Source organism: Mesorhizobium sp. RCAM 05104, from assembly GCF_059683645.1.
Map to the genome: position 1 here is coordinate 1,849,180 of NZ_CM185033.1, position 24,781 is coordinate 1,873,960.

At 60.0% G+C, this 24,781-nt stretch carries 18 protein-coding genes; 14 read left to right on the forward strand and 4 right to left on the reverse strand.

Annotated features, from left to right (window positions below):
- The first annotated feature begins 486 nt into the window (after positions 1 to 486).
- The 4 genes from AC56QP_RS09320 to AC56QP_RS09335 all read left to right on the forward strand — a co-directional run bounded on the left by AC56QP_RS09320 (position 487) and on the right by AC56QP_RS09335 (position 4,535).
- Entirely contained in the window at positions 487 to 1,164 is a 678-nt protein-coding gene (locus AC56QP_RS09320) for a hypothetical protein (RefSeq protein ID WP_489859975.1), read from the forward strand.
- Between the two features lie 36 nt (positions 1,165 to 1,200).
- Positions 1,201 to 1,902 carry a hypothetical protein gene (locus AC56QP_RS09325; RefSeq protein ID WP_489859974.1) on the forward strand — a complete coding sequence of 234 codons (702 nt, stop codon included), beginning with the start codon at positions 1,201 to 1,203 and terminating at the stop codon, positions 1,900 to 1,902.
- Positions 1,903 to 2,160: 258 nt separating this feature from the next.
- Positions 2,161 to 3,510, forward strand: coding sequence for a UDP-glucose dehydrogenase family protein (locus AC56QP_RS09330; RefSeq protein ID WP_489863644.1), 1,350 nt, complete (start codon positions 2,161 to 2,163; stop codon positions 3,508 to 3,510).
- Positions 3,507 to 4,535 (forward strand): NAD-dependent epimerase/dehydratase family protein, encoded by a 1,029-nt coding sequence (locus AC56QP_RS09335; protein ID WP_497100596.1) that lies wholly within the window; start codon positions 3,507 to 3,509, stop codon positions 4,533 to 4,535. The genes AC56QP_RS09330 and AC56QP_RS09335 overlap by 4 nt, the downstream gene beginning before the upstream one ends.
- 95 nt (positions 4,536 to 4,630) lie before the next feature.
- On the opposite strand, the gene AC56QP_RS09340 is transcribed toward AC56QP_RS09335, so the two are convergent.
- A complete protein-coding gene (locus tag AC56QP_RS09340) occupies positions 4,631 to 5,530 on the reverse strand; it encodes a formyltransferase family protein (protein WP_489859973.1) in 900 nt (299 codons plus the stop codon).
- A gap of 190 nt (positions 5,531 to 5,720) precedes the next feature.
- Here AC56QP_RS09340 and AC56QP_RS09345 point away from each other — a divergent pair, with 190 nt between their 5' ends.
- From AC56QP_RS09345 to AC56QP_RS09385, 9 genes are all read left to right on the forward strand, one after another.
- Positions 5,721 to 6,914 (forward strand): glycosyltransferase family 4 protein, encoded by a 1,194-nt coding sequence (locus AC56QP_RS09345; RefSeq protein ID WP_489859972.1) that lies wholly within the window; start codon positions 5,721 to 5,723, stop codon positions 6,912 to 6,914.
- Positions 6,908 to 7,756: a sulfotransferase domain-containing protein gene (locus AC56QP_RS09350; protein ID WP_489859971.1), complete on the forward strand. Its 849-nt coding sequence runs from the start codon at positions 6,908 to 6,910 to the stop codon at positions 7,754 to 7,756. Before AC56QP_RS09345 ends, AC56QP_RS09350 begins: the two co-directional genes overlap by 7 nt.
- A 328-nt stretch (positions 7,757 to 8,084) precedes the next feature.
- A complete protein-coding gene (locus AC56QP_RS09355) occupies positions 8,085 to 9,506 on the forward strand; it encodes a lipopolysaccharide biosynthesis protein (RefSeq protein WP_489859970.1) in 1,422 nt (473 codons plus the stop codon).
- The gene (cysD, locus tag AC56QP_RS09360; protein ID WP_489859969.1) at positions 9,507 to 10,472 is read left to right on the forward strand and encodes a sulfate adenylyltransferase subunit CysD; all 966 of its coding nucleotides are present in this window, start codon (positions 9,507 to 9,509) and stop codon (positions 10,470 to 10,472) included.
- The gene (cysN, locus tag AC56QP_RS09365) at positions 10,472 to 12,403 is read left to right on the forward strand and encodes a sulfate adenylyltransferase subunit CysN (protein WP_489859968.1); all 1,932 of its coding nucleotides are present in this window, start codon (positions 10,472 to 10,474) and stop codon (positions 12,401 to 12,403) included. The genes cysD and cysN overlap by 1 nt, the downstream gene beginning before the upstream one ends.
- 6 nt (positions 12,404 to 12,409) lie before the next feature.
- Complete coding sequence (locus tag AC56QP_RS09370) at positions 12,410 to 13,606, forward strand: glycosyltransferase family 4 protein (protein WP_489859967.1); 1,197 nt, start codon at positions 12,410 to 12,412, stop codon at positions 13,604 to 13,606.
- A gap of 37 nt (positions 13,607 to 13,643) precedes the next feature.
- Positions 13,644 to 14,492, forward strand: coding sequence for a sulfotransferase family protein (locus AC56QP_RS09375; RefSeq protein WP_489859966.1), 849 nt, complete (start codon positions 13,644 to 13,646; stop codon positions 14,490 to 14,492).
- Positions 14,493 to 14,632: 140 nt separating this feature from the next.
- Positions 14,633 to 16,900 carry a polysaccharide biosynthesis protein gene (locus AC56QP_RS09380; RefSeq protein WP_497100595.1) on the forward strand — a complete coding sequence of 756 codons (2,268 nt, stop codon included), beginning with the start codon at positions 14,633 to 14,635 and terminating at the stop codon, positions 16,898 to 16,900.
- A gap of 20 nt (positions 16,901 to 16,920) precedes the next feature.
- On the forward strand, positions 16,921 to 18,369 hold the full coding sequence (locus AC56QP_RS09385; protein WP_497100594.1) for a hypothetical protein: 1,449 nt from the start codon (positions 16,921 to 16,923) through the stop codon (positions 18,367 to 18,369).
- A gap of 89 nt (positions 18,370 to 18,458) precedes the next feature.
- Here AC56QP_RS09385 and AC56QP_RS09390 read toward each other — a convergent pair whose 3' ends face one another.
- Positions 18,459 to 19,697 carry an O-antigen ligase family protein gene (locus AC56QP_RS09390; protein WP_489859963.1) on the reverse strand — a complete coding sequence of 413 codons (1,239 nt, stop codon included), beginning with the start codon at positions 19,695 to 19,697 and terminating at the stop codon, positions 18,459 to 18,461.
- Positions 19,698 to 20,047: 350 nt separating this feature from the next.
- Here AC56QP_RS09390 and AC56QP_RS09395 point away from each other — a divergent pair, with 350 nt between their 5' ends.
- Complete coding sequence (locus AC56QP_RS09395) at positions 20,048 to 22,339, forward strand: GumC family protein (RefSeq protein WP_489859962.1); 2,292 nt, start codon at positions 20,048 to 20,050, stop codon at positions 22,337 to 22,339.
- A gap of 48 nt (positions 22,340 to 22,387) precedes the next feature.
- Here AC56QP_RS09395 and AC56QP_RS09400 read toward each other — a convergent pair whose 3' ends face one another.
- Both AC56QP_RS09400 and AC56QP_RS09405 read right to left on the reverse strand, forming a co-directional pair.
- Positions 22,388 to 23,560 carry a glycosyltransferase family 4 protein gene (locus tag AC56QP_RS09400; RefSeq protein WP_489863643.1) on the reverse strand — a complete coding sequence of 391 codons (1,173 nt, stop codon included), beginning with the start codon at positions 23,558 to 23,560 and terminating at the stop codon, positions 22,388 to 22,390.
- A gap of 24 nt (positions 23,561 to 23,584) precedes the next feature.
- The gene (locus tag AC56QP_RS09405) at positions 23,585 to 24,736 is read right to left on the reverse strand and encodes a glycosyltransferase (RefSeq protein WP_489859961.1); all 1,152 of its coding nucleotides are present in this window, start codon (positions 24,734 to 24,736) and stop codon (positions 23,585 to 23,587) included.
- Between the last annotated feature and the right edge of the window lie 45 nt (positions 24,737 to 24,781).

A 24,781-nucleotide genomic window follows, 5' to 3' on the forward strand; every position in this document is an offset into this window, starting at 1 on the left:
GCTATGGCTCGAAGCGGTTTGTATGCGCAAGCTGTTTGAACGATCCCTGCCACTACGTCTATTCGCCCAGTGGCATTTCATCCTTCATCGCCATTCGGAATTCCTGAGGTCGTGCGACTACCACTTAGTGCGCGGATATTTAGGTCAGGTCGGGTAGGCCCCCTCCCCGAAATGATAAGGTCGGCCTCATTTCAATCGCTCATACTCTACCACCGGGAACAAGCGCCTGCATAAATATGAGGCACGACATCCCAAGCAACGGCTTGCCGCGTCAGCACTTACCATGCCCGACATGCGGAGTTCATCAGTAGAAGGTCGGCACGAAGGTCAACAGGCAGCTACAGCCAAAAGTGGAGCCATGCCCGACAGAATAGGTTGGTTGAGCCTCGATAGCATCTCGCACAGTACCCTTGGACGAGTTCTACGCAACGCCAAACCAACGTAATAATAAGGTGCAGGCTGGATATCGATCGGGAGAGGGAGGAAATGAAGAACATTTCAAAGGAACTGATGGAGCTAGCCGAACACATTCGCCCGGCGCGGGAAGCGTTCGCGGAAGCGGACAAAAGAAGGATCGAATCCGCCTTGGAGGCAGGGCGACTTCTTTGCCAGGCCAAGGATGACTGCCCGCACCAGCAATGGCTGGCTTTCCTGACATTGGCCGGTATCTACGAGCAACAGGCCAGAGAGCTGATGCAATTGGCCCGCGCGGGATTGACGGCACACGTCGTTTCGGAAATCGGAGGCATCGATGCGGCACTGGCCTATCTGGTGAAGGCAAGATTGCCCGAGCCAGGCGAATGCCTGACCGTGGGACGGATAGGCTGGCCTGAAAAGAACACGCCCTTCGCCATCATCAAGCCGAACGCCGTCCATCCTGGTTACTACGACGTGGCGATTGCCGACATGTGGGCCAATCCCGCAACGGTTTTCTCGTCCACGAAGCCGCTGAAGGGGGGAAGTTTGCGGCTCGCCGACGGGTCGTTCTTCGACAACCTCTGGCATATCGTCGACAGGGAATTGGATGTCCCGCATTCGCAGCGCGAATTCCAGATGATGCCGGCGGATCTGGTCTCCAGGGATGGGGCTTTCCTCTTCGCAAAACCAATCGCCGCCGCAGGTGATGGTTCGAAGACAAACCGTGCGGCCAACTACGCACTTTGATTGTCCGGCATTTCCGCCGCAATGGAGCCTCGCTCGATGGCGGGTTCCATTGCGGCCGCTGGCAATGAGGGCACAGCTGCAACCGATATAGCCAGAGCGGAGAGAGAGATGGAAAGTCGCCGTGCGAGCGTCGCCGCGTTCTGCCTAGCGCTGCTGGTGATGTCGGAGCGCTCCGTTGCGCAGTCCCAGCTGAACCAGACAGAGGTCTATCAAGCCCAGGCGAAGCTATTCGAGGGTAATTTCCTGTCTCGCATTCCGGACGGCAAGATTGATCAGCGAACTCTGGACGCTTTAAGGGCATGGCAAAAGCAAACGAAGCGGCCGCAGACCAGCGTTTTGACGAAGAAAGAGTTCGATCAGTTGATGCGGTTTGATCCTGGCAAACACGCCTGGGAAGCGATATCCGGATCAATAGACGGGAGTTGGACCGCAGTTTGGGGACACCGCTCCGGCGTAGAGGCAGCCCAAAAAGCCCTGGCAGGATGCCAGAAGAAATCGTCTCGGCCCAACGATTGTTCGTACGTGTCCAATTCGGTTGATCGGAGCGGCCCGGGTTGGTCAGCTGCCGTCTTTTGCGAGCAACGAGGTCTGTTTCGAAAAAAAGGGCAAATGTTCCTGCATAATGGCCTGAGCCGGAAATCGGCCGTAGATCAAGCGTTTGCTGCCGCAAGCGCAGCGAAATTTCCCGCGTCTCAATGCAGCCTCGTAAAGGCGCTGGACGGCAACGGAGCCCAGTGAGCACCTTCCTTCAGCGCTTGCCGACAAGTGCTGAAGGTATCCGAGCACATGTCCTTCGTTGACGTTTTGGCGGGAAGGTGTCGCGCGGGCCTAACCCCTTTGGAAGGCTATCCGCATTTAGCGCAATCAAATGGCGCCTACCAGGGTTTTCAGATCGCGGCGGTCTCGGAAGAGGTAATGCCATATCCGATTTCGCGCTCCATTTTCTTGATCGCTGCTGGCTTAATCGAAGAAGGATGTCATCATCAGAGTGAGCTCATGCGCATTGCAATCGTTGGTTCAGGTTACGTCGGTCTTGTGTCTGGGGCATGCTTGGCTGACTTTGGTCACAAAGTCGTCTGCATCGACAAGGCAGAGGCCAAAATCGTCGATCTTCAAGCTGGAAGAATGCCGATTTACGAGCCAGGTCTCGAAGACCTTGTCTCCAAGAATTCCGCGACAGGGCAGCTCGCCTTTACAAGCGCGCTCGCGCCGGCAGTCGCAGACGCGGATGTGGTGTTCATTGCCGTCGGGACGCCTTCGAGGCGAGGCGACGGTCATGCCGACCTTTCCTATATTTACGAGGCGGCGCGGGAAATCGCGGCAGCGGTTCGCGGCTTTACGGTGGTCGCGGTCAAATCCACGGTGCCAGTGGGAACCGGAGATGAAGTCGAACGGATCATTCGCGGCTGCAATCCGGCGGCGGATGTGGCCGTCGTGTCGAACCCGGAATTCCTTCGCGAAGGAGCTGCTATCGACGACTTCAAACGGCCGGACAGAATCGTTATCGGTCTGCCGTCGGACGAGCGCAGCCGCGAAGTGATGGCGGAAGTCTACCGGCCGCTCTATCTCAACCAGGCGCCGATCATGTTCACCGGGCGTCGCACGTCGGAACTGATAAAGTATGCGGCCAACGCGTTCCTGGCGCTCAAGATTACATTCATCAACGAGATTGCAGATCTCTGCGAGAACGTGGGTGCGAACGTGCAGGAGGTGGCGCGGGGCATCGGGCTCGACAACCGCATTGGTCCAAAATTCCTGCACGCGGGCCCTGGTTATGGCGGGTCCTGTTTTCCGAAGGATACGCTGGCTCTCGTCAAGACGGCGCAAGACAGCGGCGCGCCGCTGCGGCTAATCGAAACGACGGTCGCCGTGAACGACCAGCGAAAACGCACCATGGCCCGCAGGATCGTGCTCGCCTGCGGCGGCAATGTTCGAGCAAAGACAGTGGCCGTACTCGGTCTCACATTCAAACCCAACACAGATGATGTCCGGGACGCGCCTTCCCTCTCGATTATCCAGGCTTTGATCGATTTCGGGGCGCATGTTCGAGTGTATGACCCCGAAGGCATGGAACAAGCACGGCTCATGCTTGGCGGGAGCGTCGAGTATGCGAAAGGAGCATATGAATGCGCCAAGGGTGCCGATGCCCTGGTGATTGTCACCGAGTGGAACCAGTTTCGTGCCCTGGATTTTGCGCGGTTGTCACGCACCATGTCGAAGCAGGTCGTGGTCGACCTTCGTAACATCTACAGGCGGGAAGATATCTGCAAGCATGGATTTGAATACGTGAACGTCGGCGAGGGAGTGGCAGGGGATAGTCCTGTGTTTGCCGCGGCCGCCGAATGAGGTATTTCGTCACCGGAACCGCAGGATTTATCGGATTCCATCTGGCGCGCCGCCTGCTGGATGAAGGTCACTCCGTGACCGGCTTCGACGGGATGACGCCATACTACGACGTTGCCTTGAAGCATTCCCGACATGCCTTGCTTCAGCGGTACGACGCCTTCCGCTTCCATATCGGGCAGTTGGAAGACATGGATGCCCTCCGGCGGGCGGCAGACTCGGCCATGCCCGATGTGATTGTCCATCTGGCCGCGCAGGCTGGCGTGCGGTACTCGATCGACAATCCGCGAAGCTACACCGACAGCAATCTGGTCGGCTCCTTCAACGTCCTTGAACTTGCCCGTGATCTGAAGCCAAGACATCTGCTGCTTGCCTCCACAAGTTCGGTCTATGGCGCGAATGAACAAACCCCGTTCGTAGAGACTGACAAGACCGATTGGCCACTAACGTTCTACGCGGCGACCAAGAAGGCGGTGGAGGCGATGTCACACTCGTATTCGCATCTTTTCCAGATCCCAACGACATCCTTCCGCTTCTTCACCGTGTATGGCCCCTGGGGTCGACCCGACATGGCGCTTTTCAAGTTTGTCGACGCCATCGAGAACGGGCGTCCGATTGAAGTCTATGGCGAAGGTGGGATGAAACGCGATTTCACCTATGTCGGCGATCTTGTGGAAGCCATCGTCCGACTCATCGGATGCGTGCCGGTGGCCGGCCGGCCGGTGTCTGGCCCGGATGTCGTCGACACGCTGTCGCCCGTGGCGCCGTGGCGTGTTGTCAATATAGGCGGCGGCGAGCCGGTCGGGCTGCTGCCTTTCATCGAGACAATCGAGAACTGCCTTGGCAAACGCGCTATCCGCAAGATGCAGCCGATGCAAGCTGGCGACATGCAGGCGACCTATGCTGACCCTCGCCTCTTGGAGGCGCTTACGGGCTATCGCCCTCGGACCAGTGTCGAGGAGGGGGTAGCTGCCTTCATACGTTGGTATCTGGAAGAATGGCCATCGCGGCCGACAATCGCCGCCTAGGACTGTCGCCTAACAGAATTACCAGGCGCTTAAGTGCGCTGCCTTGGATTCCGCGCGTCTGACCGTGGCACACGGAAAGCCAACATGGGACCCTCTCAGGCCGACATCAGCTTGGCGTGTATCTTGGGCCTGGCGCCGCGCCAGGATGTCACCTCAATGGTTGCTCCGTCGCCGCAAAGCACGGCAAAGCCGCTGTCGGTAAGCGTTTGCACCTGGCCAGTCAGCCCTATGTAGCGCCCTCGCCCCGCAAACATGCGTGCCTTGTCGACGACGATCTTGGCCCCGGCATCAAGGGTGAAGGCGCCCGGATAGGGATCGCCAACAGCGCGGACAAAACGCAGAATATCTTCGGCCGTCTGCGTCCAGTCGATGATCCCGTCCTCCGCCGAACGCTTGGCACAGTAGCTGGCGAGGGAGACGTCCTGCGCCACGCCCACCCTATTGTCACGGGCGATCGCTGACACAACGAGAGGTGTCATCTCCAACAGGGCCTGCTTGTGCTTTTCATAGAGCGAACGCGCGGTCTCGTCCGGCGCGACGGCAAAGAGCTTCTGCAGGACAATCGGACCGCTGTCGACGCCTTCATCGAGCCGGAAGAATGTCGACCCAGTCTCCTTCTCGTTCGCGATGATCGTCCAGGGGATCACCGCCCTGCCTCGAAAGCGCGGCAACGGCGCCGGATGGAAGCCTACCGAGCCGAAGCGGGCGACAGAACGAAATTCGGCGCGGCAAATCTGCGACCAGCCGACCACCAGCGTCAAATCGGGTCGACTTTCCTGAAGCTTCGCGATTGTATCGGGCGCGTTGATGTTCTTGGTCAGGTGGACTTCTATTCCCGCTGCGCGCGCAGGACCTGCCAAATCGACGAAATCGGAGTGGCGTGCGGAAGCGTCGACCGCAAGGGTGACGAGCAGCGACGGCGGCAGGCCCGCTTCGACGAGGGCGTCGAAAGCAACACGCGATCCTTCCACCGCGCCGACAAAGGCTATGCGCATGAAATCCTGACTCCAATTCATGTCCGCAAGCGACAGCGGACGCCGCCTTTTCTATTGTTCGCTTCGCTTCTACGCCCAAGTCCACCTTTAGAGGTAACCGATCCTCTGCGAGGCATCCCAATGTCCAACTCTTCCGAGAGACAAAAGCCCGGATAGTAAGAGGATCGGGGCTTTGGGATTGGAACGGTCGATGGACTATGGCGTCGGCTTGGCACTTCTGGATGGCGATGCCGTTGCGGCCGAGCGTCTGCGCATTGGCTCGCGCCGGCCGCATGTGTTGATCGTGCTGCCTGGACTGGGCGCCGGCGGCACCGAACATGTCGTCAACGTCCTCGCCAACCAGTGGGCCGCAAGAGGCTGGCTTGTGACTCTGGTTACATTCGAGCCACCCGGTCCCCCGCCTTACTATCGTTTCGATCCAGCGGTCAGGATAGAGCGGTTGGGATTGCCACAGGTGAAACGATCGAAGTTAGGGGCAATTGTCGCAAGCGCGCGTCGGGTATTTCTGCTGCGCCGAGCGCTCAAGAGGCTGGCCCCGGATGTGACCCTGAGTTTTCTCACGCGCACCAACGTGATGTCGCTGGCGGCAAGCCGGGGGCTCGGCCTAAGCGTTGTGGTTTCGGAGCGCAACAATCCTGCCCTGCAGGACGTGGGCCCGATCTGGCGCTTCCTTCGGACGAAGCTTTATCCATCGGCCTTCGGATTGGTCACCATGACCAATGGTGCGCTGAATTACTTCAGCCCTGCCATGCGCAAGCGAAGCTGGGTCATTCCCAATCCGGTCGATCTTCCCGCGGCAGGCAAACCGCGCCGGGGCGGCAACCGGCTCGTCGCCGTCGGCCGGCTGGTCCCGCAGAAAGGTTTCGACCTTCTGCTCAAGGCATTCGCCAACATCCACCACGATTTCCCCGAATGGAAATTGGTCATTTGGGGCGAGGGTCCTGACCGCGCCGAGCTTGAGGCCGAGCGTGATCGCCTGGGCATGCGCGACTGCGTTGAAATGCCCGGGATAACCACCCAGCCCGGCATCTGGGTGGAGACCGCCGATGCCTTCGTGCTTTCATCGCGCTACGAGGGTTGGGGGATTGTGCTGCTGGAGGCCATGGCAGCCGGCCTGCCCGTCATATCCTTCGACTGTCAGTGGGGGCCTCGGGAGATGGTTGAAAATGAGAAGAACGGACTTCTCGTCGAAAGCGGAAATGTCGATGCGCTCGCGGCGGGCCTACGACGGCTGCTTGGCGACGAAAAACTGCGCCAGAGGCTGGGCGCGGCGGCGGGAGTAAGTGCTGCCAGGTTCACTCCCGAATATGTGATGCAGAACTGGGACCAAGTCATTCGCGCTGCCCTGGCGTCGCGCGGCAACAAAGAGCTCTCGCCATGCTGACCACCGGTCGCGCTTTGCGCAAGATGGAAACACGCATCAAAATGACCTGGGCTGGCTCCGGGGCAGATGCATTCCTTGTTTCCTATCCAAAATCGGGGCGAACCTGGTTCAGGCATATCCTATCGGATTATTTCAGTCGGACAGCGCATGACGGGAATGTCGATCTCTTCCGCATGTTCGAAGTTCTTCCGAACTTCGACCTTGATCCGCAGCGCGGGATTCCTGCCTTCCGCTACGCGGAACAGCGCCCTCGGGTGCCGCTCATCCTCGTTTCGCATCTTGACTACAGGCGAACGCTGTTCTTTCGCCGGCCGGTCATTTTCATGGTTCGCGATCCGCGCGACGTGGTCGTATCGGCCTATTTCCACGCCACGCGCCACAAGCATCGCTTCGAAGGCGACATGGATGCCTTCATCTATGATTACCGGCAAGGTCTGCCCGCCCTCATTGTCTATCTGAACAGCTGGGCGAAGGGCCTGACGCATCACAGGCATGCCGTGTTGAGCTATGAAGAACTGACAGACGACCCTGTCAGCACATCCTCGCGCATCCTGCGGTTTCTCGGGCATGTCCCGTCCGCACCGGACCTCGAGGAGGCTATCGAGGCTTCCCGTTTTGAAGCGATGCGTGAACATGAGGTGGCGGGTGGCCTGCCGGCACATGTTTATGACCGGGGCGATGCGGAAAGTCGTCGCATGCGTCGCGGGAAGGTCGGTGGCTTCGCCGACTACCTCACTGACGCGCAGGCCGAGCTCATTGAGCGAACCTGCACCGAATGGTTGACCCCGGCCGCGAAGGAGTTGCTTAGCCGCGGCGGAACCCATTTCTCGCGGTACAATTGAAGGCTCGCCATCGGATTGAAACCTGGTGGGCGGTCCGTGCGCGCAACCTCGATCGTCCTGGCAATCCGGCGCGAGCGGGCAGACCCGCCGCGCGAGTGACAGAGGCGGTTGAATTCAGATGCATGACCAGGTCCGGCGGGCCGTGAATTCCTTACCGCTAATGGGCTAGGCCATCAGTCGTAGCAATGATCGGGTCGTGACTTATTGAGGTTGCAACAGAGCCGAACTTGGTTGTGGCGGGTTCTTCTTTTCCGCCGATGATGAGAGGCGTCAGCGGGGCTCTGGCGTGGACTTGGGATCTGTGTGCTCCGCAAGGACGGAGTGTGGGGTGAGTTTGACAACGATTGCGATGATCAGAGGACTGGCTCGACGTGTGACGGAGGCCCTCAAACACAGGAGCGCCGGCCGCACGCGCCTGGCCAACATCGCACATCTTTTGACGGGCAATTTTCTCGGCTCATTGCTCGGGCTCGTGGCCTTTACGCTTTCGGCGCGAGCACTTGGCGTGGCAAACTATGGCCAGCTTGCATTGATCATCGCGTTCACGCGGGTCGTTGAGCGCGTCGTCAGTTTCCAATCGTGGCAGCCAATCATCAAATATGCGGCGGGCCTCAACGCGTCCGAAGACCGCGATGGCCTGCGTATTCTCATGAAATTCGGCCTGCTTATCGACGTTGGAGCCGCCGTTTGCGCCTGGGTCATCGCCGTGGGCGTCGCCCTTCTCGTCGCACCATTTTTCGGTTGGTCCGCGGAAATCGTGCATCTTCTCGTTCTGTATTCCAGCGTCCTGCTGTTCCAGATCTCAGGCGTTCCGGTCGCGGTGCAGCGCATGGCCGGCAACTTCCGCCTCCTGGCCTATGGGCAGTTGCTCAACGCGGTTTTGCGGGTGTTGCTGTGCCTCCTCGGCGTGCTGCTCAAAGCCGATCTCGCCTATTTCGCCGCGGTTTGGGGAGGAACCCAGATACTCGGTTCGCTGACGCTGTTGACGTTGACAATGCGGGCGCTGCACCGGCAGGGCGTCCACAATATCCTGCGCGCGCCCCTGGCCGGAATCACAAGCCGCTTTCCCGGCATCTGGAATTTCGCGTGGTCTTCAAACATTTCGCTGACCTTGCGCGTAAGCGCGCAGGAACTCGATACATTGCTGGTCGGATTCCTCGCCGACCCCGCTTCAGCCGGCCTGTACCAAATCGCCAAGCGCATAGGACGTGTCGGCCAGCAAGTCGGCCCCCAGGTGCAGAATGTCCTCTATCCTGATGTAGCCCGCCTTTGGGCGAAGGGAAGCATCAAAGAATTCAAGCGGGCGATCTTTCAGGCCGAAGCCATGCTGCTCGGCTTTGGGATCCTTTGCATCCTGGTTGTCGCGGCGCTAATTCGGCCGCTGCTGATCTGGACCGCAGGGCCTGATTTTCTCGGCGCGGCCAACCTCGTCATCGTGCAGATGGTGGCGGTCGCCTTCGTGCTTTCCGGCTCCGCCGCCCGATCCGCGCTGCTGGCCATGGGCAAGCAGCGCGAGGTATTGCGAATCGTTATCCTCGCGACAGTCGCCTTCCACGTGACGGCACTCCTGCTGATCCCGCGGATCGGTGCAATGGGCGGCAACATCGCTCACATCGTCCTGGGCATACTGTGGACCACAGGTTTGGCGCTTTCATTGCAACAAGCGTTCAAGACTATTCACACCGACAGGCAAATACGGCCAGCGGACGGCCTCAATCCGGCAAGTCTTTCCTCTTCAAAGGCAATCTAGATGACTCCTGCACCTCAAGCTTTAGCCACTTTGCCCATAGCGCAGCGACGCGCTGGTCCCTTGTCGCCGTCCCTTACCCATCTGCAGCGGCTCGAGGCTGAATCGATCCATATTATTCGAGAGGTGGCGGCCGAGTTGCGCAACCCTGTGATGCTGTATTCGGTGGGCAAGGATTCCGCGGTGATGTTGCACCTCGCGATGAAGGCCTTCTACCCGTCGCAGCTGCCGTTTCCGCTGCTCCACATCGATACGACCTGGAAGTTCAAGGAGATGATCCGCTTCCGCGATGAGACCGTGGCGCGGCTTGGCTTGAATTTGCTGGTGCGTCGCAACGAAGCCGGTCTCGCCGAGGGCATCACGCCTTTTACCCACAACTCATCGGTCTACACGCAGATCATGAAGACGGAAGCGTTGAAATCGGCATTGTCCTCGTTCGGATTCGATGCCGCTTTCGGCGGGGCGCGGCGAGATGAGGAAAAGAGCCGCGCGAAAGAGCGAGTGTTTTCGCTTCGCAGCGACAGCCACGGCTGGGATCCAAAGAACCAGCGCCCGGAATTGTGGAACCTCTATAACGGCCGGCTGAAGGCTGGGGAGTCCGTTCGCGTCTTCCCCCTCTCGAACTGGACCGAAACCGATATCTGGCAATATATCATGAGGGAGCGCATCCCCCTCGTGTCGCTCTACTTTGCCGCAAAGCGCCCGGTCGTGGAGCGCGACGGACAGTGGATCATGGTGGATGACGACCGTCTGCCGCTACGCCCGGGCGAAGTGCCCGAAATGCGCTCTGTCCGCTTCCGCACCCTTGGTTGCTACCCACTCACCGCGGCCACCGAAAGCACTGCCGCGACAGTTCCCGAAGTGCTCCAGGAAATGCTTGTCGCGAGGACTTCCGAGCGATCGGGCCGCTTGATCGATCATGATGAGGCGGCGTCAATGGAAAAGAAAAAGCGTGAGGGGTACTTCTGATGCTGGGTTTTGCTCAAACCGAGGAACTCGAAGCTTCGTCGAAATCCGAGGCCGTCTCGCACTACCTTCATGCCCATGAGCGGAAGAGCCTGTTGCGGTTCCTCACCTGCGGCAGCGTGGACGACGGCAAGTCGACACTGATCGGCAGGCTGCTCTACGACACCCAGTTGCTGATGGAAGATCAACTTGCGGCACTTGCGGCTGATTCCCGCCGACACGGCACGACTGGCGACGATCTCGACTTTGCCCTTCTCGTTGACGGCCTCGCAAGTGAGCGCGAACAAGGCATTACGATCGATGTGGCCTACCGTTTCTTCGCCACCGAGCAACGGAAGTTCATCGTCGCCGACACACCCGGCCATGAGCAATACACACGCAACATGGCCACCGGCGCCTCCAACGCCGATCTTGCGATCATCCTTGTCGATGCAAGGCAGGGAATCCTCGACCAGACCCGCCGACATTCCTTCATCGTTTCCCTGCTCGGAATCCGGCACGTCGTTCTTGCGATCAACAAGATCGACCTGGTTGGCTATTCGCAGGCTGTATTCGACGAGATCGAGACGGCCTATCGAAGTTTTGCGGAGCCGCTCGGCTTCGTTTCACTGCAGGCCATCCCCCTGTCCGCCCGCTATGGAGACAATGTTCTTACCAGAAGTGCGAACCTCCCCTGGTATCAGGGCCCGACACTCATCGAGTACCTGGAGTCCATCGAGGTGGAGAGCGACCGTCGCGCCGCCCCATTCCGCATGCCGGTGCAATGGGTCAATCGTCCCAACCTCGACTTTCGCGGATTTGCCGGCACCATCGCAGCCGGGGTGGTAAGGCCGGGAGACCGCGTGGCGGTGGCGCGCTCAGGCGTGACGACCTTGGTGAAGCGTATTGTCACCCAGGATGGAGACCTGCCCGAGGCAGGCGCCGGCGAGGCGGTCACACTGACGCTCGAAGACGAGATCGACGTCTCCCGCGGCGACGTTCTGGCAGCCGCGGCCGAACGCCCGGAAGTGTCCGATCAGTTTGCGGCGCATGTGCTCTGGATGCATGACGATCCGTTGATCCCCGGCCGCCCGTATCTGATCAAGCTCGCCACCAGCGCCGTAGGTGCAAGCGTCACGCACATAAAACACAGGGTGGACATCAACAATTTCGCGAAGCTCGCGACGAAAACCCTTGAAAAGAACGAAGTCGGCTTCGTCAATATAATGACCCAGGCGCCGCTTGCTTTCGATCCTTTCTCCCGAGTGCATGAAACCGGCGCGTTCATCGTCATCGACCGGATAACCAATCACACGGTCGGGGCTGGAATGATCGATTTCAGTCTGCGCAGGGCAAGCAATATCCATTGGCAGGCGCTGGACGTGGACATGAACGCGCGCGCGATCGCCAAAGGCCAAAAACCGGCGCTGCTGTGGTTCACAGGCCTCTCGGGTGCCGGGAAGTCAACGATCGCCAATCTGGTGGAGAAGCGTCTTCATGCGATCGGCAAGCACACGTATCTTCTGGATGGCGACAATGTTCGCCACGGCCTGAACAAGGACCTTGGCTTTACCGACGCTGACCGTGTCGAGAACATTCGTCGTGTGGCCGAAGCCGCCAAGCTGATGGTCGATGCCGGGTTGATAGTGCTGGCTTCGTTCATTTCACCATTCCGGGCGGAACGCCGGATGGCGCGCGACCTCTTTGCCGCCGGACAGTTTATCGAAATCTTCATCGATACGCCGCTGGAGGTGGCGGAAGGTCGTGACCCAAAGGGCCTGTATCAACGCGCCCGAAACGGGTTGATCCAGAATTTCACTGGCATTGGCAGTCCCTATGAGCGCCCCGAAGCTCCGCATATAACGATTACGCCAGATCTGAGCGCCGATGAGGCCGCTGAGCTGATCGTCAGCCATCTTGACCGAGGCAGTTACCTTGGAAGCGCAACCGGGTAGCGGGCGATGAGCGATGGGCCTGGCCAGGAGCCGATACGGGTTTGCTTTCCATTTGTCGGTGACGATGTCGGGGGCAGCCACATCTCGGCACTGAAGCTTATCCAGAATCTGGACAGATCGAGGGTCGAGCCGGTCTTGGTGCTGCAGGAGCCCACCGGCCCCCTGGCGACCTTTCTGCAGCGACAAGGCCAACCTTTCACGGGGCTCCCGCTGTCGAAAACGCTGCCGGCGAAAGGAGCGACCCTAGGCGACATCGCAAACTACCTGACCAACACGCTCCCCTGCATGCGCCGTTTCATCAGGGAGCAACGGTTCGACATCGTTCATACCAACGATGGCAGAACGCATGTCAACTGGGGCATTGCCGCACGGCTGGCGGGCGCACGGCTGGTTTGGCATCATCGCGGCGATCCCGATGCGAAAGGCGCCAATGTTCTTGGGCCGCTGATCGCGGATCGTATGGTGACAGTGTCCCGATTTTCGCGGCCGAAACATCCGATCAGGTCCCTGAATGGACGATTGAGCGTCATCCACAGCCCCTTCGATCACCCATCGGCAATTCCTGACAGGGCCGCCGCCAAGGCCGCGCTCCTGGATGAGCTTGGCCTCGAGCCGGGCACACGAGTCCTGAGCTTCATCGGCGGCCTGATCGAGCGAAAGCGCCCCCTTCTCTTCATCGACATCATTGAACGTTTCGCGCGCGAGTATCCTCAAATCCCGATTGTCGGTTGCGTGTTCGGGATTTCGCCGGCTGGCTCGCTGGATTTTGAAGCCGCCGCCATGGCACGGTGCGCCGAGCGCGGGCTCGGTCGAACGGTTCGCCTCATGGGCTTTCGCAGCCCGATCGAGCCTTTCCTGGCGGCCACGGATGTTCTCGTCGTTCCCGCCGTTGGAGAGCCTTTTGGAAGGACCCTGATCGAGGCGATGTTTCTTGGTACGCCGGTGGTTGCGACCGATCATGGGGGCAATCCGGAGGCGATCGAGAATGGCCAGACAGGGTTCCTGGTCGCCCCCGAAGACACCGGGGGGTTCATGCAGCCGCTATGGCGGTTGCTCTCGGACCCGCTCCTTTGGACCAGGATCAGCCAGACAGCACGAGACCAGGCCTTCGTCTCCTACGGCACCGACCGGCATGTCGAAAGTGTCACGGAAATCTACGAAGGGGTGCTTCACTGCCCTTCGCGGCATCGGCCTGGCGCGTGACGTTGCAAGTCAAGATGGGCACATAAGGGTTTGACGAATGCAGGCGCAAGACATCGACTTTCTTATCATCGGCGCGGCAAAAAGTGCCACGACGTGGCTGCAGCAATCTCTGCAGGCAGATCCGGCCGTCTGCATGCCAGATCCCGAGTTGCACTATTTCAGCCGCTTCTATGATCGAGGTGACGACTGGTACTTCAGCCAGTTTCCGGAGATTCAAGCCGGACAACTCGTAGGCGAAAAGTCGAATTCCTACCTGGATACCCCCTCGGCTCCTCAGAGGGTTCACGACCTGCTGCCGCATGTCAGGCTGATCGTACAGCTCCGCAACCCGGTTGAACGGGCCTATTCAGACTATTGCATGCTCTATCGCCGCGGCGAAGTCGGTCGTGACATAGATTCCTATCTCGATGCAGGCATGGGCTCCCTGGGCCGCTTTCTTGTCGGCGGCCTCTACTGCGCGCAGCTGCAGGCTTATCTCGATCTCTATCCAAAGGATCGGGTGCTGGTTCTCTTTTTCGAGGAGATGGTGGCAAGGCCCGTGGAGCATTTGAGCAAGGTCAGGCAGTTTCTGGGCCTCCCCGCGGCCGAAACGGCGCTGCCCGTGGCGAAAAAGGTGAAAGACCGCAGGGAACCAATGATTGGGCCGCGGCTGCGCAAGATCATGAAACCATTGAAGCCGCTGGTTCGTCCCTTCAGGGACAGTTCAGTTTTCGCGGCCGCACGGGGCGCCCTGGCCGGCCAGATTGCCTATCCGCCGTTTACCCCGAGGCTGCGATCCCGACTTGTCAATTTTTATGCGGACGATGTCGAGAAGTTGGGTGCGCTGGTGCAGCGCGACCTGTCGGGCTGGCTGGGCCAGGCTGGCGGAAGTACCTCTTTGGATTGAGCCCGCTAAAGTCTCTCTTGCGACCTGGGGTAGTTGCTTCATGCACAAAAGCAGGTGTTGCGCCGGAAGTCCGCAAGGCTTTCCATAGCAACTATAAAGTCGTTAGCCTCGGAGACAGGTGAGCTCGGGCCAGCTTGTTCTTGAATGAACAAGAGTTGGCACGTGTGGATTTGTGTCCGCGAACTCAACAGCCGTTCATCTTAACGCGCTCTCTTGACGCGCGGCGGCGAAGCTTTGTCGAGGTCCTGGTAATGAGCCAGTTAGATCAACCACTGGAAACAGTCGGTCCGCTCGGGGGGCCATCCCTTTTGATAGCCTCCGCAATCGCTCTAGGCCGTCTTGTCAGCAAACCGCGGACAATCCTTCATGTCCTTTCATATTTCCGTCGACGTCTGACCGGGCGCACCAAGGCCGTTGGCAAGAATCTTCCCCTCTACGTCATCGATCTGTCGATGGCTCTCGCGGCGCTGTCATTCGCTTCTTTCATGCGGTTGGGCCTCGATGGCGAAGTCAACAATCCTGAGAGCTTCCAGTCACTGCTCTTCGCGCTGCCTTGCTTCTTTCTCACCTGTGCCATCGTCTTTCCGGTGACTTGCCTCTACACCCGCAACTGGCGCTACGCGTCAATCGGCGACATGTTCGGCATCGTTCGCGCGGTGCTCGTTGCATCGCTGGCATTCGTGTTCGTGATGTTTGTAGCGACACGGCTCGATTCAATTCCCCGCTCGGTGATCGTGATCGAGGCACTCTTGCTGGTGCCGATGCTCATTTCGGTTCGGATCCGCTCCAAGCTCCTCGAGGTCCGCCGATTTGGTCCGGCAGCGAGTAGAGCAGGCAATGGACGCGATATGGTACCGGTGTTGCTGGTCGGCGCAAGCGATGCGGCGGACCTCTACATTCGTGCCTTGCAGCGGGACCAGGATGCTCGCCACTGGCCAGTCGGCCTGCTCGAGAGGGGCGCGACGACAGAGGGCTATTTCCTGCGGGGCGTGCCGGTTCTGGGTAGCATTGAAGACTTCGACGCCGTCGTCAGCGATCTTGAGGCTCGCGGCATCAAGCCCAGGCACGTGATCTTCACCGAAAGGATGCCTGGTCTCGTCGACCCAGCGCTCGACACGCTGATCGACCGGGCCGAACGGCTGGGCATCGCTGTTTCTCGCCCTGCCCCTGTCCTTGAACTGCGCAATCCCAAACACGAGAGTCGCTTCGAACTGCGCCCCATCGAACTTACCGACCTGCTGGAGAGGCCGCAGGCGGTGCTTGATAAGGGCGCGCTGTCCAGAATGATCGAGAACAGCCGCGTCGTCGTCACCGGCGCCGGAGGCTCGATCGGTGGCGAGCTTACACAGCAGATCGCCGCGCTCGGTCCTGCAGAAGTGATCCTGATCGATAACAGCGAGTACAATCTCTACGCTATCGATCTGGAGCTGGCGGAGAAATTCCCGGGGGTGAGCCGGAAGCCATATATCTGTGACGTACGCGACGCAGTTCGCCTGGGCGAGATCTTCCAACGGCATAGCATCGACCTGGTCTTCCATGCGGCGGCGCTCAAACATGTGCCGATGGTCGAGTTGAATCCCTGCGAGGGCATTCTTACCAACGTCATCGGTACGATGAACGTGGCGGAAGCGACCCGTCTCTGCGGTGCCAAGGCAATGGTCCAGATATCGACGGACAAGGTGGTCAACACGACAAACGTCATGGGCGCCACCAAGCGTTTGGCCGAACTTTATTGCCAGTCCCTGGACCTCGCTTTTGTCGCGAGCGAAACCCCGGTCCGCTTCATGACTGTTCGCTTCGGCAATGTTCTGGGTTCAAGCGGGTCGCTGATCCCGCTGTTCAAGCGCCAGCTCGCCCGCGGCGGTCCGCTGACCGTGACCGATATGGAGATGAAGCGCTTCTTCATGACGATAAGGGAGGCGGTCGAGCTGACCTTGCAGGCATCGGCCCACGGCTTGGAAAAGAAACTTGGCCAAGGCGAAATCTTCGTTCTCGACATGGGCGCGCCGATCAAGATCATCGACATGGCGCGCCGCATGATCAAGCTCGCGGGGTATCGGCCGGACGAAGACATCAAGATCGAGATTGTTGGTTGCAGGCCTGGAGAAAAGCTGTTCGAGGAGCTTTTTGACGAGAGGGAAAGACGTGTCGACGTTCCGATCTCCGGGGTCTTGGGCGCCGTGCCCAACCCGGTGCCGCTTGACACGCTTCGCAAGGCATTTTCGCAATTGCGCCGCCTGGCCAGGGCTGGCGACACCGCGGGAGTGTTAGACCTTGTTGCCGAGCTGCTCCCCAGCTACCGGAGAGGGGATGCAAAACCCGCGGCGGCCTCCTCGGCGTCCTTCGTGCCTCATGTGATACGCGGTTCGGCCAAGGCAGCCATGCCTCCACGCGACGCTGCCGCTTGATGCCCGGCGGGAGCGCTGCCGTGCCAAGACATATCGCCTTGGTTCTGGCTGTCGCGTTGTCGTGCGGTACCGCACTCGCCGGAGAACCTCAACCGACCGCGGCCGAGGCGCGGCGCGCGATCGAGCGCGCGGGCACCTACTTCCGCGATCATCTCGGTGTAGCGGGAACCTATGTATGGAAATATTCGCTTGATGGCCTGAAAAGGGTGGGCGAAGGCGGTGCCGTGCCCGCGAGCGTTGGCTGGGTGCAGCCGCCAGGCACGCCGGCCGTCGGAGCTGCCTTCCTGCGCATTTTCGAAGTTACCGGCGACAAGCAATGGCTTCAGTCTGCCCAGGTCGTTGCAACGGCCCTGGTGAATACGCAGCTGGAGTCCGGCGGATGGTTTTACAAGATCGAGACCGACCCGCAAAAGGCGGCGACATGGTGCTACCGCGCACTGAAGGTGAGCGGGAAGTCTTGTCACGATATCAAGGACAATCCGCATCGCAACGAGACCGTACTCGACGACAACAACACACAGAGCGTGCTGAATTTTCTGATGTGGTTCGACCGGGCGAGCGGCGGTTCGGATCCGGACGTCCGTACCTGCATCGACAAGGCGCTCCGCCGGCTGATGAAAGTGCAGTACCCGAATGGGGCCTTTCCAGTCTTCTTCACAGGATCCGCGCCTGGTGCCGACGTAGAGACAGCAGCCAAGGCGAGTATACCCGCCAGTTGGCCTCACGAATGGCAGAAGCCTGACAGTCCGCCCTACTTCATCGTCAATGACAATCTTCCTCGCGATATGGGTCGTCTCTTTCTCAACGCCTACCGCACATATCGAGATCCCGCATATCTCAAGACAGCGCAGAAGGTCGGTGATTTTCTCCTTGCGGCCCAGCTGCCTGAGCCACAACAGGGCTGGGCTCAGGGTTACGATCGTTCGATGCAGCCAGTATGGGGCCGCAAGTTCGAGCCGCCTGGCGTCGTCTCGCGCGAAACCGCCGGCAATATCGACTACCTGATCGAGTTGAGCGAACAAGACAAGGATGCGCGGTTGCTTGACGCGGCAGTGTCGGCGGCCACCTGGCTGAAAGCGGCGCGCCTGCCCGATGGCAAATGGGCACGTTTCTACGAACTCAACACCAATCGGCCGCTTTACATCGATGATGGTGGCAAGGTGACCTTCGATTACAAGAACCTCTGGCAACATTACGGCATGAAAACCGGTGCCGAGATCGAGCCGGTTTTCGCCCGGCTGGAGCTTGCCAAGCGTGGCTTGACAGTTCCCCATCAACAGCTGTGGATCAGCGCCGCGGATGAGTTGAGCGCTGACGAACTGAGTTCGAAGGTACGTCAACTCATCGATAGCCAGGATGCTCAGGGACGTTGGGTTGTGGGTCGGCTTATCCAGGGGGAAGACTTTGTCGACGGCGTGTTCGCCCTCGCTCGTTTTATCTCCCCGGAAGCATCACCATCGGGCCAGTAGTTTCCGCACGTCGCTCTTGCAGATCCTGATCCAGGTCTTCCGTCAGTGTCGATTGGGCCTTAAGGTTGGCAAGCCCAGTTGGCGTGGCCTCAGGCCGGTCTGCGTTGGGGCTGCAAACGAACCCGCTCGGAGCGAGCACGACGAAGGAAGCGGGCGACCGATTTTGGAGCCGGGCCGTCACGCAAAATCGCAACACTGGGCGCGATCCCAAGCAGCAGGGGCACAATAAAGAAACGACCATAGAGGTGCGGCAGCGCGTTGGCCAAGGCCGCGAAGAGGAGGACCGTCGCAAGCGTGCAAATGGCGGCTATTCGTCCTTCGCGAAGCCGCGCAGCGAGCATCCCGACGACTATGCCGGCGACCAGCATGAGCAGAAAGCCGATCAACCCAGGCAGCCCCGCCTCGACCCATATCAAGAGATAGGTGTTGTGGACCGGAGCATGCAACTCGCTGACCAGTCGATACTGGTCGGCACCGATGCCAAGCAGAGAATTTTTGTCCGCTTTGCCAATGGCCTCCTGGATAAGCCGCATGCGGTCCGCAAACGTACCCGCCTCGTCAATGTCGCCATTTTGCAACGCGTTCAGCACACGGCGTTGGAAAACGGCTGGCAGGAAGTCGCGGCCCCACGTGATGACGATAAAGAACGTGGCCAACGACGATCCCGCCAGCAAGATGATACGGCGCCACGAGCCGGTCATGGCAACGAAGATGGTAAGCGCGAAGACGAGACCAATCAGGCCTGTATTGGATCCGGTCAGAACAATGCCATACGCAAAGAGCGGCACTCCTATCCAGGCCCAGCGAGGCCGCGCGCATCCCGAGGCCACCATCCACAACAACAGGGGAACCGCGAGTGCAATCAGCGTCGCACACTCGTTCTCGCGTTCGACCCAGCCGATAAAACGGCCATTGCCGCTGACGAAACTCGAGCCTTGTCCCTTGAGGACGTCGATCACCACTATTCCCTGCACGCACATCAAGGCGATCGAGCAGGTGAACGCTTTTATCAAGACAACGGTTTCGGCCCAGGGGCGCGATGCGAGCATGAAGGCCAGAAGAAAGTAGGCGTACAGATATTGCGCCGAGATGACGAAACCTCGCGCTGGATCTCCGACGACAAGGCTGCTCAGCAGCAACATGCCACACAACAGCGCGATCCCGGTGTTCCACAGAAGCGTCCCTGCAGCCAAGGGGGCAAGCGGAAAGGATTTCCCGAGCATCATCGCCAAGACAGCCGCCAGAGCGAAGGCGTCGCTGGCGGTAAAGTAGAATGTGTCGACACGCAGGATGTTGAAGGGAGCGAGGAAGACGGACGCGGCAGCCAACCAGAGCGCGATTCTCCCAGTCACCTTTGGCACAGGCGGGGCAGCCGGCCTGCGGTCGGGCTTTGCCCAGTACCCGCGAGGAGTCCCGGCGTGATTCATCCTCACTCCTGATCTACTTGAAGGCTTCTTTTCACCAGCCTCATGGACATGCAGTTCGGTGTATCTGCCAAGATGGGCCCCCGGCTAACCACGCTATCCTTTCGGATAATACCCTTGCCGCGACTAAGTCTCTTGAACGCGCTCGCGCCCGCGCATCCATGCTAAAAACCTGTCGCTTGGGTTCGGTCTCGAAACTCGGCTTTTTGGAAGACCGGTGAGACCGGCGAGGATAAATCTAAGGGGCGTGATCTGTGAGCTTGATAGACGAAAACAGCGTGTGGAACCGACTGGGACCATTCCTTCAGGATTCGCCCGAGCCATCGGAGGAACGAACATTCGGCGTTCGTGAGCTCTACAATCTTTTCCGCAGACGCCTCCCCTTGATCATTGCGCTCATCATTGCCGGCACCGCTCTTGCGCTTGTCGCCGCCCTCGAACTTCCCAAGACGTATACGGCTCGTTCCATGATCGTTGTCGAAACCGACAACCCCAATCCTCTCGATACCGCGCAGGCGCAGCCGAACCAGCAGCCCGACAAGTCGCGGATGGACACCGAGGCGGATCTGATCACCTCTCGGGTATTTGCCAGCCTGGTTGTCGACAGGCTCGACCTCATCGAGGATCCTGACTTCAACACCTATCTGCCGCCAGCCGCAGCCAGTGGGACTTCGGGCACCGGAGTGCTGTCACAAGCCGTCGGCTTGATCGCCTCGATACCGCAGAAGATGTTCGCCCTTGTCACCGGCGGCAACCCGCAGGATACGTCTCTCCCGCCCAAGGCTGTTCAGCAGGACCGGGCGATTTCGTTGTATCTGGCGAGCCTGTCGGTTGACCGTTCCGGCGAAAGCGCGGCGATGACGATCTCGTTCGTCAACGACGACGCAGCGACCGCGGCCAAGATAGCCAATGCAACGGCCAGGCTGTTCGTGGAATGGTCTCGTGACAACAAGCGGCAGGACATCAAGGACGCCGTCGGCTTTTTGAGACAGCAATCGACCGAGGTTGCGTCACGGATTGCCGCGATCGAAGGCCAGATCGCCAAATACGCGAATGAACATGGCGTCTCCAGCGATCCGCGCGATGATCTGCTGCGCGCCTCGATCCAGCAGGCCAACGAGCAGCTCAGCACCGCGAGGGGTGAGTACACGCAAGCGCAAGCGCGCCTCGCCCAGGTCAGGCTTGCGGCCAAGACCGGCGACACGGGGGCCAACGTCGATCCCCTGCTCTCGTCGGATTTTCTCACGTCGCTGCGCAACGACGAAGCGACCGCGATGAGGGACCGCGCGCAACTGGCCAGTAATTACGGTCGAAATCATCCGTTGGTCCAGGAGGCCGATGCAAAGATCGCGGCCGTCCGTGCGATGATTTCCCAAGAGATGCTGCGGACGATTGCCATCCTGGAAAATGACGTGCGTGTCGACGAGGGCCGGGTGGACCAGCTCACCAAGAGCCTGGAGGCTTCCAACGAAGAACTGCGCCAAAGGAGCCTGGCGGAAGCAAAGCTGCGTGAGCTGAACAACAACCTGACAACCGAGCAAAAGCTCTACGACCTCGTGTCCGGCAGGCTCGGCAGCCTCGATCCGTTTTCCGAAGCGGTCGCGCCTGGTGTGCGCACCGTCTCCGCGGCGGAGATCCCGACGAGTCCTTCCTTTCCCAAGCTTCGTTTGATGGTTGCGGGCGGTTTCACCGCATCGCTTGTCCTGGCCTTGATCCTTGTGCTGACCCTCGAAAGCATGGATGTGCGGGTGCGGGATCCGCGACGGGTATCGAAGCTGATCCGCGCTCCCCTTCTGGCGTCAATTCCGCAGTTGCCACAGAAGTTCCTGCAACGCGCGCTGCCGCCTCTTGAAACCTTGCTGTCGCAACCGCGGTCGGCTTTTTCCGACGCGTTCCGATCGCTTTACGGTGCCTGCACCCGGATGAACGGTGGGCGAGGCAAACATATTATCCTGGTCAGCTCCGGCTTACCGCAGGAAGGCAAGACAACGACGGCCATGGGCCTTGCCATGGCAGCTGGGATGGACGGCGCCCTGACAGCGCTGATCGATCTGGACCTGCGGACCCGCAGCCTCCACGGCGCCATGAGGCTTGGCTCCGCCAGCAAGACACTCAACGACTATCTGAACGGTGATTGCGCTCTGGCGGAAATCGTCCAGACGCTGCCTGAAATTCCGCAACTGGATGTGCTGGCGCCATCCGCCGACGATCACACCTCGCCTGAATTTCTCAACTCCAGCCAACTCGCCAAGTTGCTGGAGGCATTCCGGCTCGAGTACGACGTGGTGATCATCGATGCACCGCCCGTGCTCTTTGTCGAAGACGCAATCAGGATTGCTGCCTCGGTGGACACCATCGTGGTCGTGGCCGCATGCGACAGCACCACGCAAGAGGCTCTTTCCCAGGTTGTCGAGCGCCTGCGGTTCGCCGGCGGCCCATCGATCGGCTGGGTGTTGAATCGGGTCGACCCTTTCCAACTGGCCCGTGGTGCCTTGCGGAAAGCCTATCTGAGACGGCAGCAGATAAAGCGGTATTTCCCCGCTTGATTGTCGGTTTGACTGTCGATGGCCGCGCAGCCGATCGCGCTCGACCGGCTATATTCCCATAGCCTCGAGCAAGGTGTGGTTCACCTTGTGAACGTCGAAGCGTTCTTCCGCGAGCTTTCTCGAATTGGCGCCCATTTTTGCGGCGAGATGCTCATCTTCAAGAAAAGCCCGCTGCGCCGAGGCGAGAGCATCCACGTCTCGTGGCTCGACCCGAAAACCGTTCTCGCCGTCGATGACCGTTTCCTGACAGCCAGGCGCGTTGGTCGTGATTATTGGCCGGCCCGTCGACAAGGCTTCCAATGCGCTGCGGGGGATGCCCTCGCGGTAGTAGGAAGGCAACACAAACACCGTGGATGCGGTCAGATAGGGGCCGACATCGTGTGTTTCGCCGAGATATTCCACGGCGCCTTCCCTGGTCCACGCGTCCATTTCGGCCTTCGAGATGGAGAGCGGGCTGGGATCGAACGGCCCGAGAATCTGGAAACGGGCGGTGCGGTACCTGGTCTTCAGGATGCGCGCGGCGGCGGCAAACTCGGCAATTCCTTTCTCGCGAAGCAGGCGGGCAATCAGAAGGAAGACGGGAGGTCCCGACGGTGGACGGCTGGCGGCAAACAGCGTCAGGTCCACTCCTGAACCTGGAACCATGATCACCGGCGTCGTCGCGGAGACCATCCCATAGCGTCTGATGTCGGAAGCGTCGGCATCGTTGTAGGCGAAAACAGCCTCGCAGCCGACAAGAGCCGAGCGGTAGAGACCAATGCTCAACCGGCGCAGAACAGCTGCGCGCAGTCCCGTCATGCTGCCGCTGAATATGAACCCGAACCCGGTAAAGAGTGCAAACCGCCGAGGTACTCCGGCAAGGCGGGCAGCCAGCCCACCATAGATGATCGGCTTCATCGTGTAGGCCAGGACGATGTCCGGGGCCAAGCGGCGCATCAGCCTGTAAAGCGCCTTGAGCGTTCGCAGATCGGCCAGCGGATTTGTACCTGCCCTGGCCATCGGAATTTGCCGGAAAGCCACGCCAATTTCCTGGAGCCTGGCGATCGCCTGTTCATCCGCATCCGGGGCCAGCGTGATGACCTCATGCCCTGAAGCGACCATGGCTTTCAGCAGCTCGATGCGAAAGTTGACAAGCGAACGCGTCAGGCTCGCCACCACGACGATCCGCTTGCGGCGCGTCGCATTGTCCGTGGCGGACGGCGCATGATCTCGGCCATTCATATGCACAACAACCACCAATCGCTCCTATCGATCCGGAATATGGCGACGCCGCGCCAGGGCCGCTTCGTAGAGTTCCAGGTGCCGACCGACGTAAAGCGGAAGAGAGAAGTTCTCCATGACGCGGCGACGGGCTTGTTGACCCAAAGCGTCGCGGTCGGCCGGCTCAAGGGTGACGAGCCTGATCAATCCCGCGGCCAGTGCGTCACTATCCCCCGGCGGAACGACCACCCCACTGTCGCCGACCAGCCAGCCGGAGTCGCCGACCTCAGTAACCACCGCCGGTACGCCACTCGCCATCGCCTCGCCCACGGCAAGGGAAAAGGCCTCACCCCAAGCCGAGCAAAGCGCGTAGACATCGAAGCCCGGCATGAGGTCGGCGATGTCACCGCGGATGCCCGGCGTTGTAATGCGGTCGTCTATGCCGAGCTCGCGGGCGGCGCGCCGCACCGGGCCGTCGGCATGTCCGTCTCCGATAAACACGCCTTGAACGTCGTGCCCCAGCGCCAACAGACGGCTGATGGCGCGGACCAGGCTGACCTGGTCCTTCATGGGATGAAACCGTGCCACATGTCCGATTATCAACCGTCCGGGCGGCAAGCCGAACAGGCGGCGCAGTTTCGTGCCGGCGTCGGCGGAGGGAGAAAACTGATCACAATCAGTCCCGTTCGGAATAACCACCCTGCGGCGCGGATCAAAGCCGAGACGCTCGTGATCGTCGGCGGCGACGCGTGAGCAATATGAGATCGCGCTGGTGCGGCTCGACAGACAGGCTGAAAGCCGGATCAGCTGGCGCGTCAACGGTTTCTCGTCGGCGAGATCGCGAATTGTGTGGTGGATGCTCCAGATTACCGGTGAAAAATTGAGCCCGAGCACCGAGCCGAGCATTGCCGCGACGTTGCCATGATACATCCAGCCATGGAGGAGATCGGGCGCCGCCCTGCTTATCGACCGTGTCAGCCGAACGACATCGCCTGGACGCGGCCGTTCCGCCATGTCCAGCGACATGACCTTGGATTTTGTATGCTCCACCTGTGCAGCCAACGGTCCGGGAGAAAGCAGGGATAGAACCGAAGACGAGAAGCGATCTTGGTCGAGCTTGCCCAGAAAACGGGCAAGCATGATCTCGGCACCGCCGACGTTGAGACCGGTTATAGTGTGAAGAACACTCGTGTGCACGGAAGCTTCCCAGCTGTCTGCAACGCTACGCCACGAGGAAGCGTT

Bases quoted from the DNA above. Each gene is read 5' to 3' on its own strand.
- AC56QP_RS09320 (WP_489859975.1), top strand. From the start codon at position 487: ATGAAGAACATTTCAAAGGAACTGATGGAGCTAGCCGAACACATTCGC.
- AC56QP_RS09325 (WP_489859974.1), top strand. From the start codon at position 1,201: ATGGCGGGTTCCATTGCGGCCGCTGGCAATGAGGGCACAGCTGCAACC.
- AC56QP_RS09330 (WP_489863644.1), top strand. From the start codon at position 2,161: ATGCGCATTGCAATCGTTGGTTCAGGTTACGTCGGTCTTGTGTCTGGG.
- AC56QP_RS09335 (WP_497100596.1), top strand. From the start codon at position 3,507: ATGAGGTATTTCGTCACCGGAACCGCAGGATTTATCGGATTCCATCTG.
- AC56QP_RS09340 (WP_489859973.1), bottom strand. From the start codon at position 5,530: ATGCGCATAGCCTTTGTCGGCGCGGTGGAAGGATCGCGTGTTGCTTTC.
- AC56QP_RS09345 (WP_489859972.1), top strand. From the start codon at position 5,721: ATGGACTATGGCGTCGGCTTGGCACTTCTGGATGGCGATGCCGTTGCG.
- AC56QP_RS09350 (WP_489859971.1), top strand. From the start codon at position 6,908: ATGCTGACCACCGGTCGCGCTTTGCGCAAGATGGAAACACGCATCAAA.
- cysD (WP_489859969.1), top strand. From the start codon at position 9,507: ATGACTCCTGCACCTCAAGCTTTAGCCACTTTGCCCATAGCGCAGCGA.
- cysN (WP_489859968.1), top strand. From the start codon at position 10,472: ATGCTGGGTTTTGCTCAAACCGAGGAACTCGAAGCTTCGTCGAAATCC.
- AC56QP_RS09370 (WP_489859967.1), top strand. From the start codon at position 12,410: ATGAGCGATGGGCCTGGCCAGGAGCCGATACGGGTTTGCTTTCCATTT.
- AC56QP_RS09375 (WP_489859966.1), top strand. From the start codon at position 13,644: ATGCAGGCGCAAGACATCGACTTTCTTATCATCGGCGCGGCAAAAAGT.
- AC56QP_RS09400 (WP_489863643.1), bottom strand. From the start codon at position 23,560: ATGAATGGCCGAGATCATGCGCCGTCCGCCACGGACAATGCGACGCGC.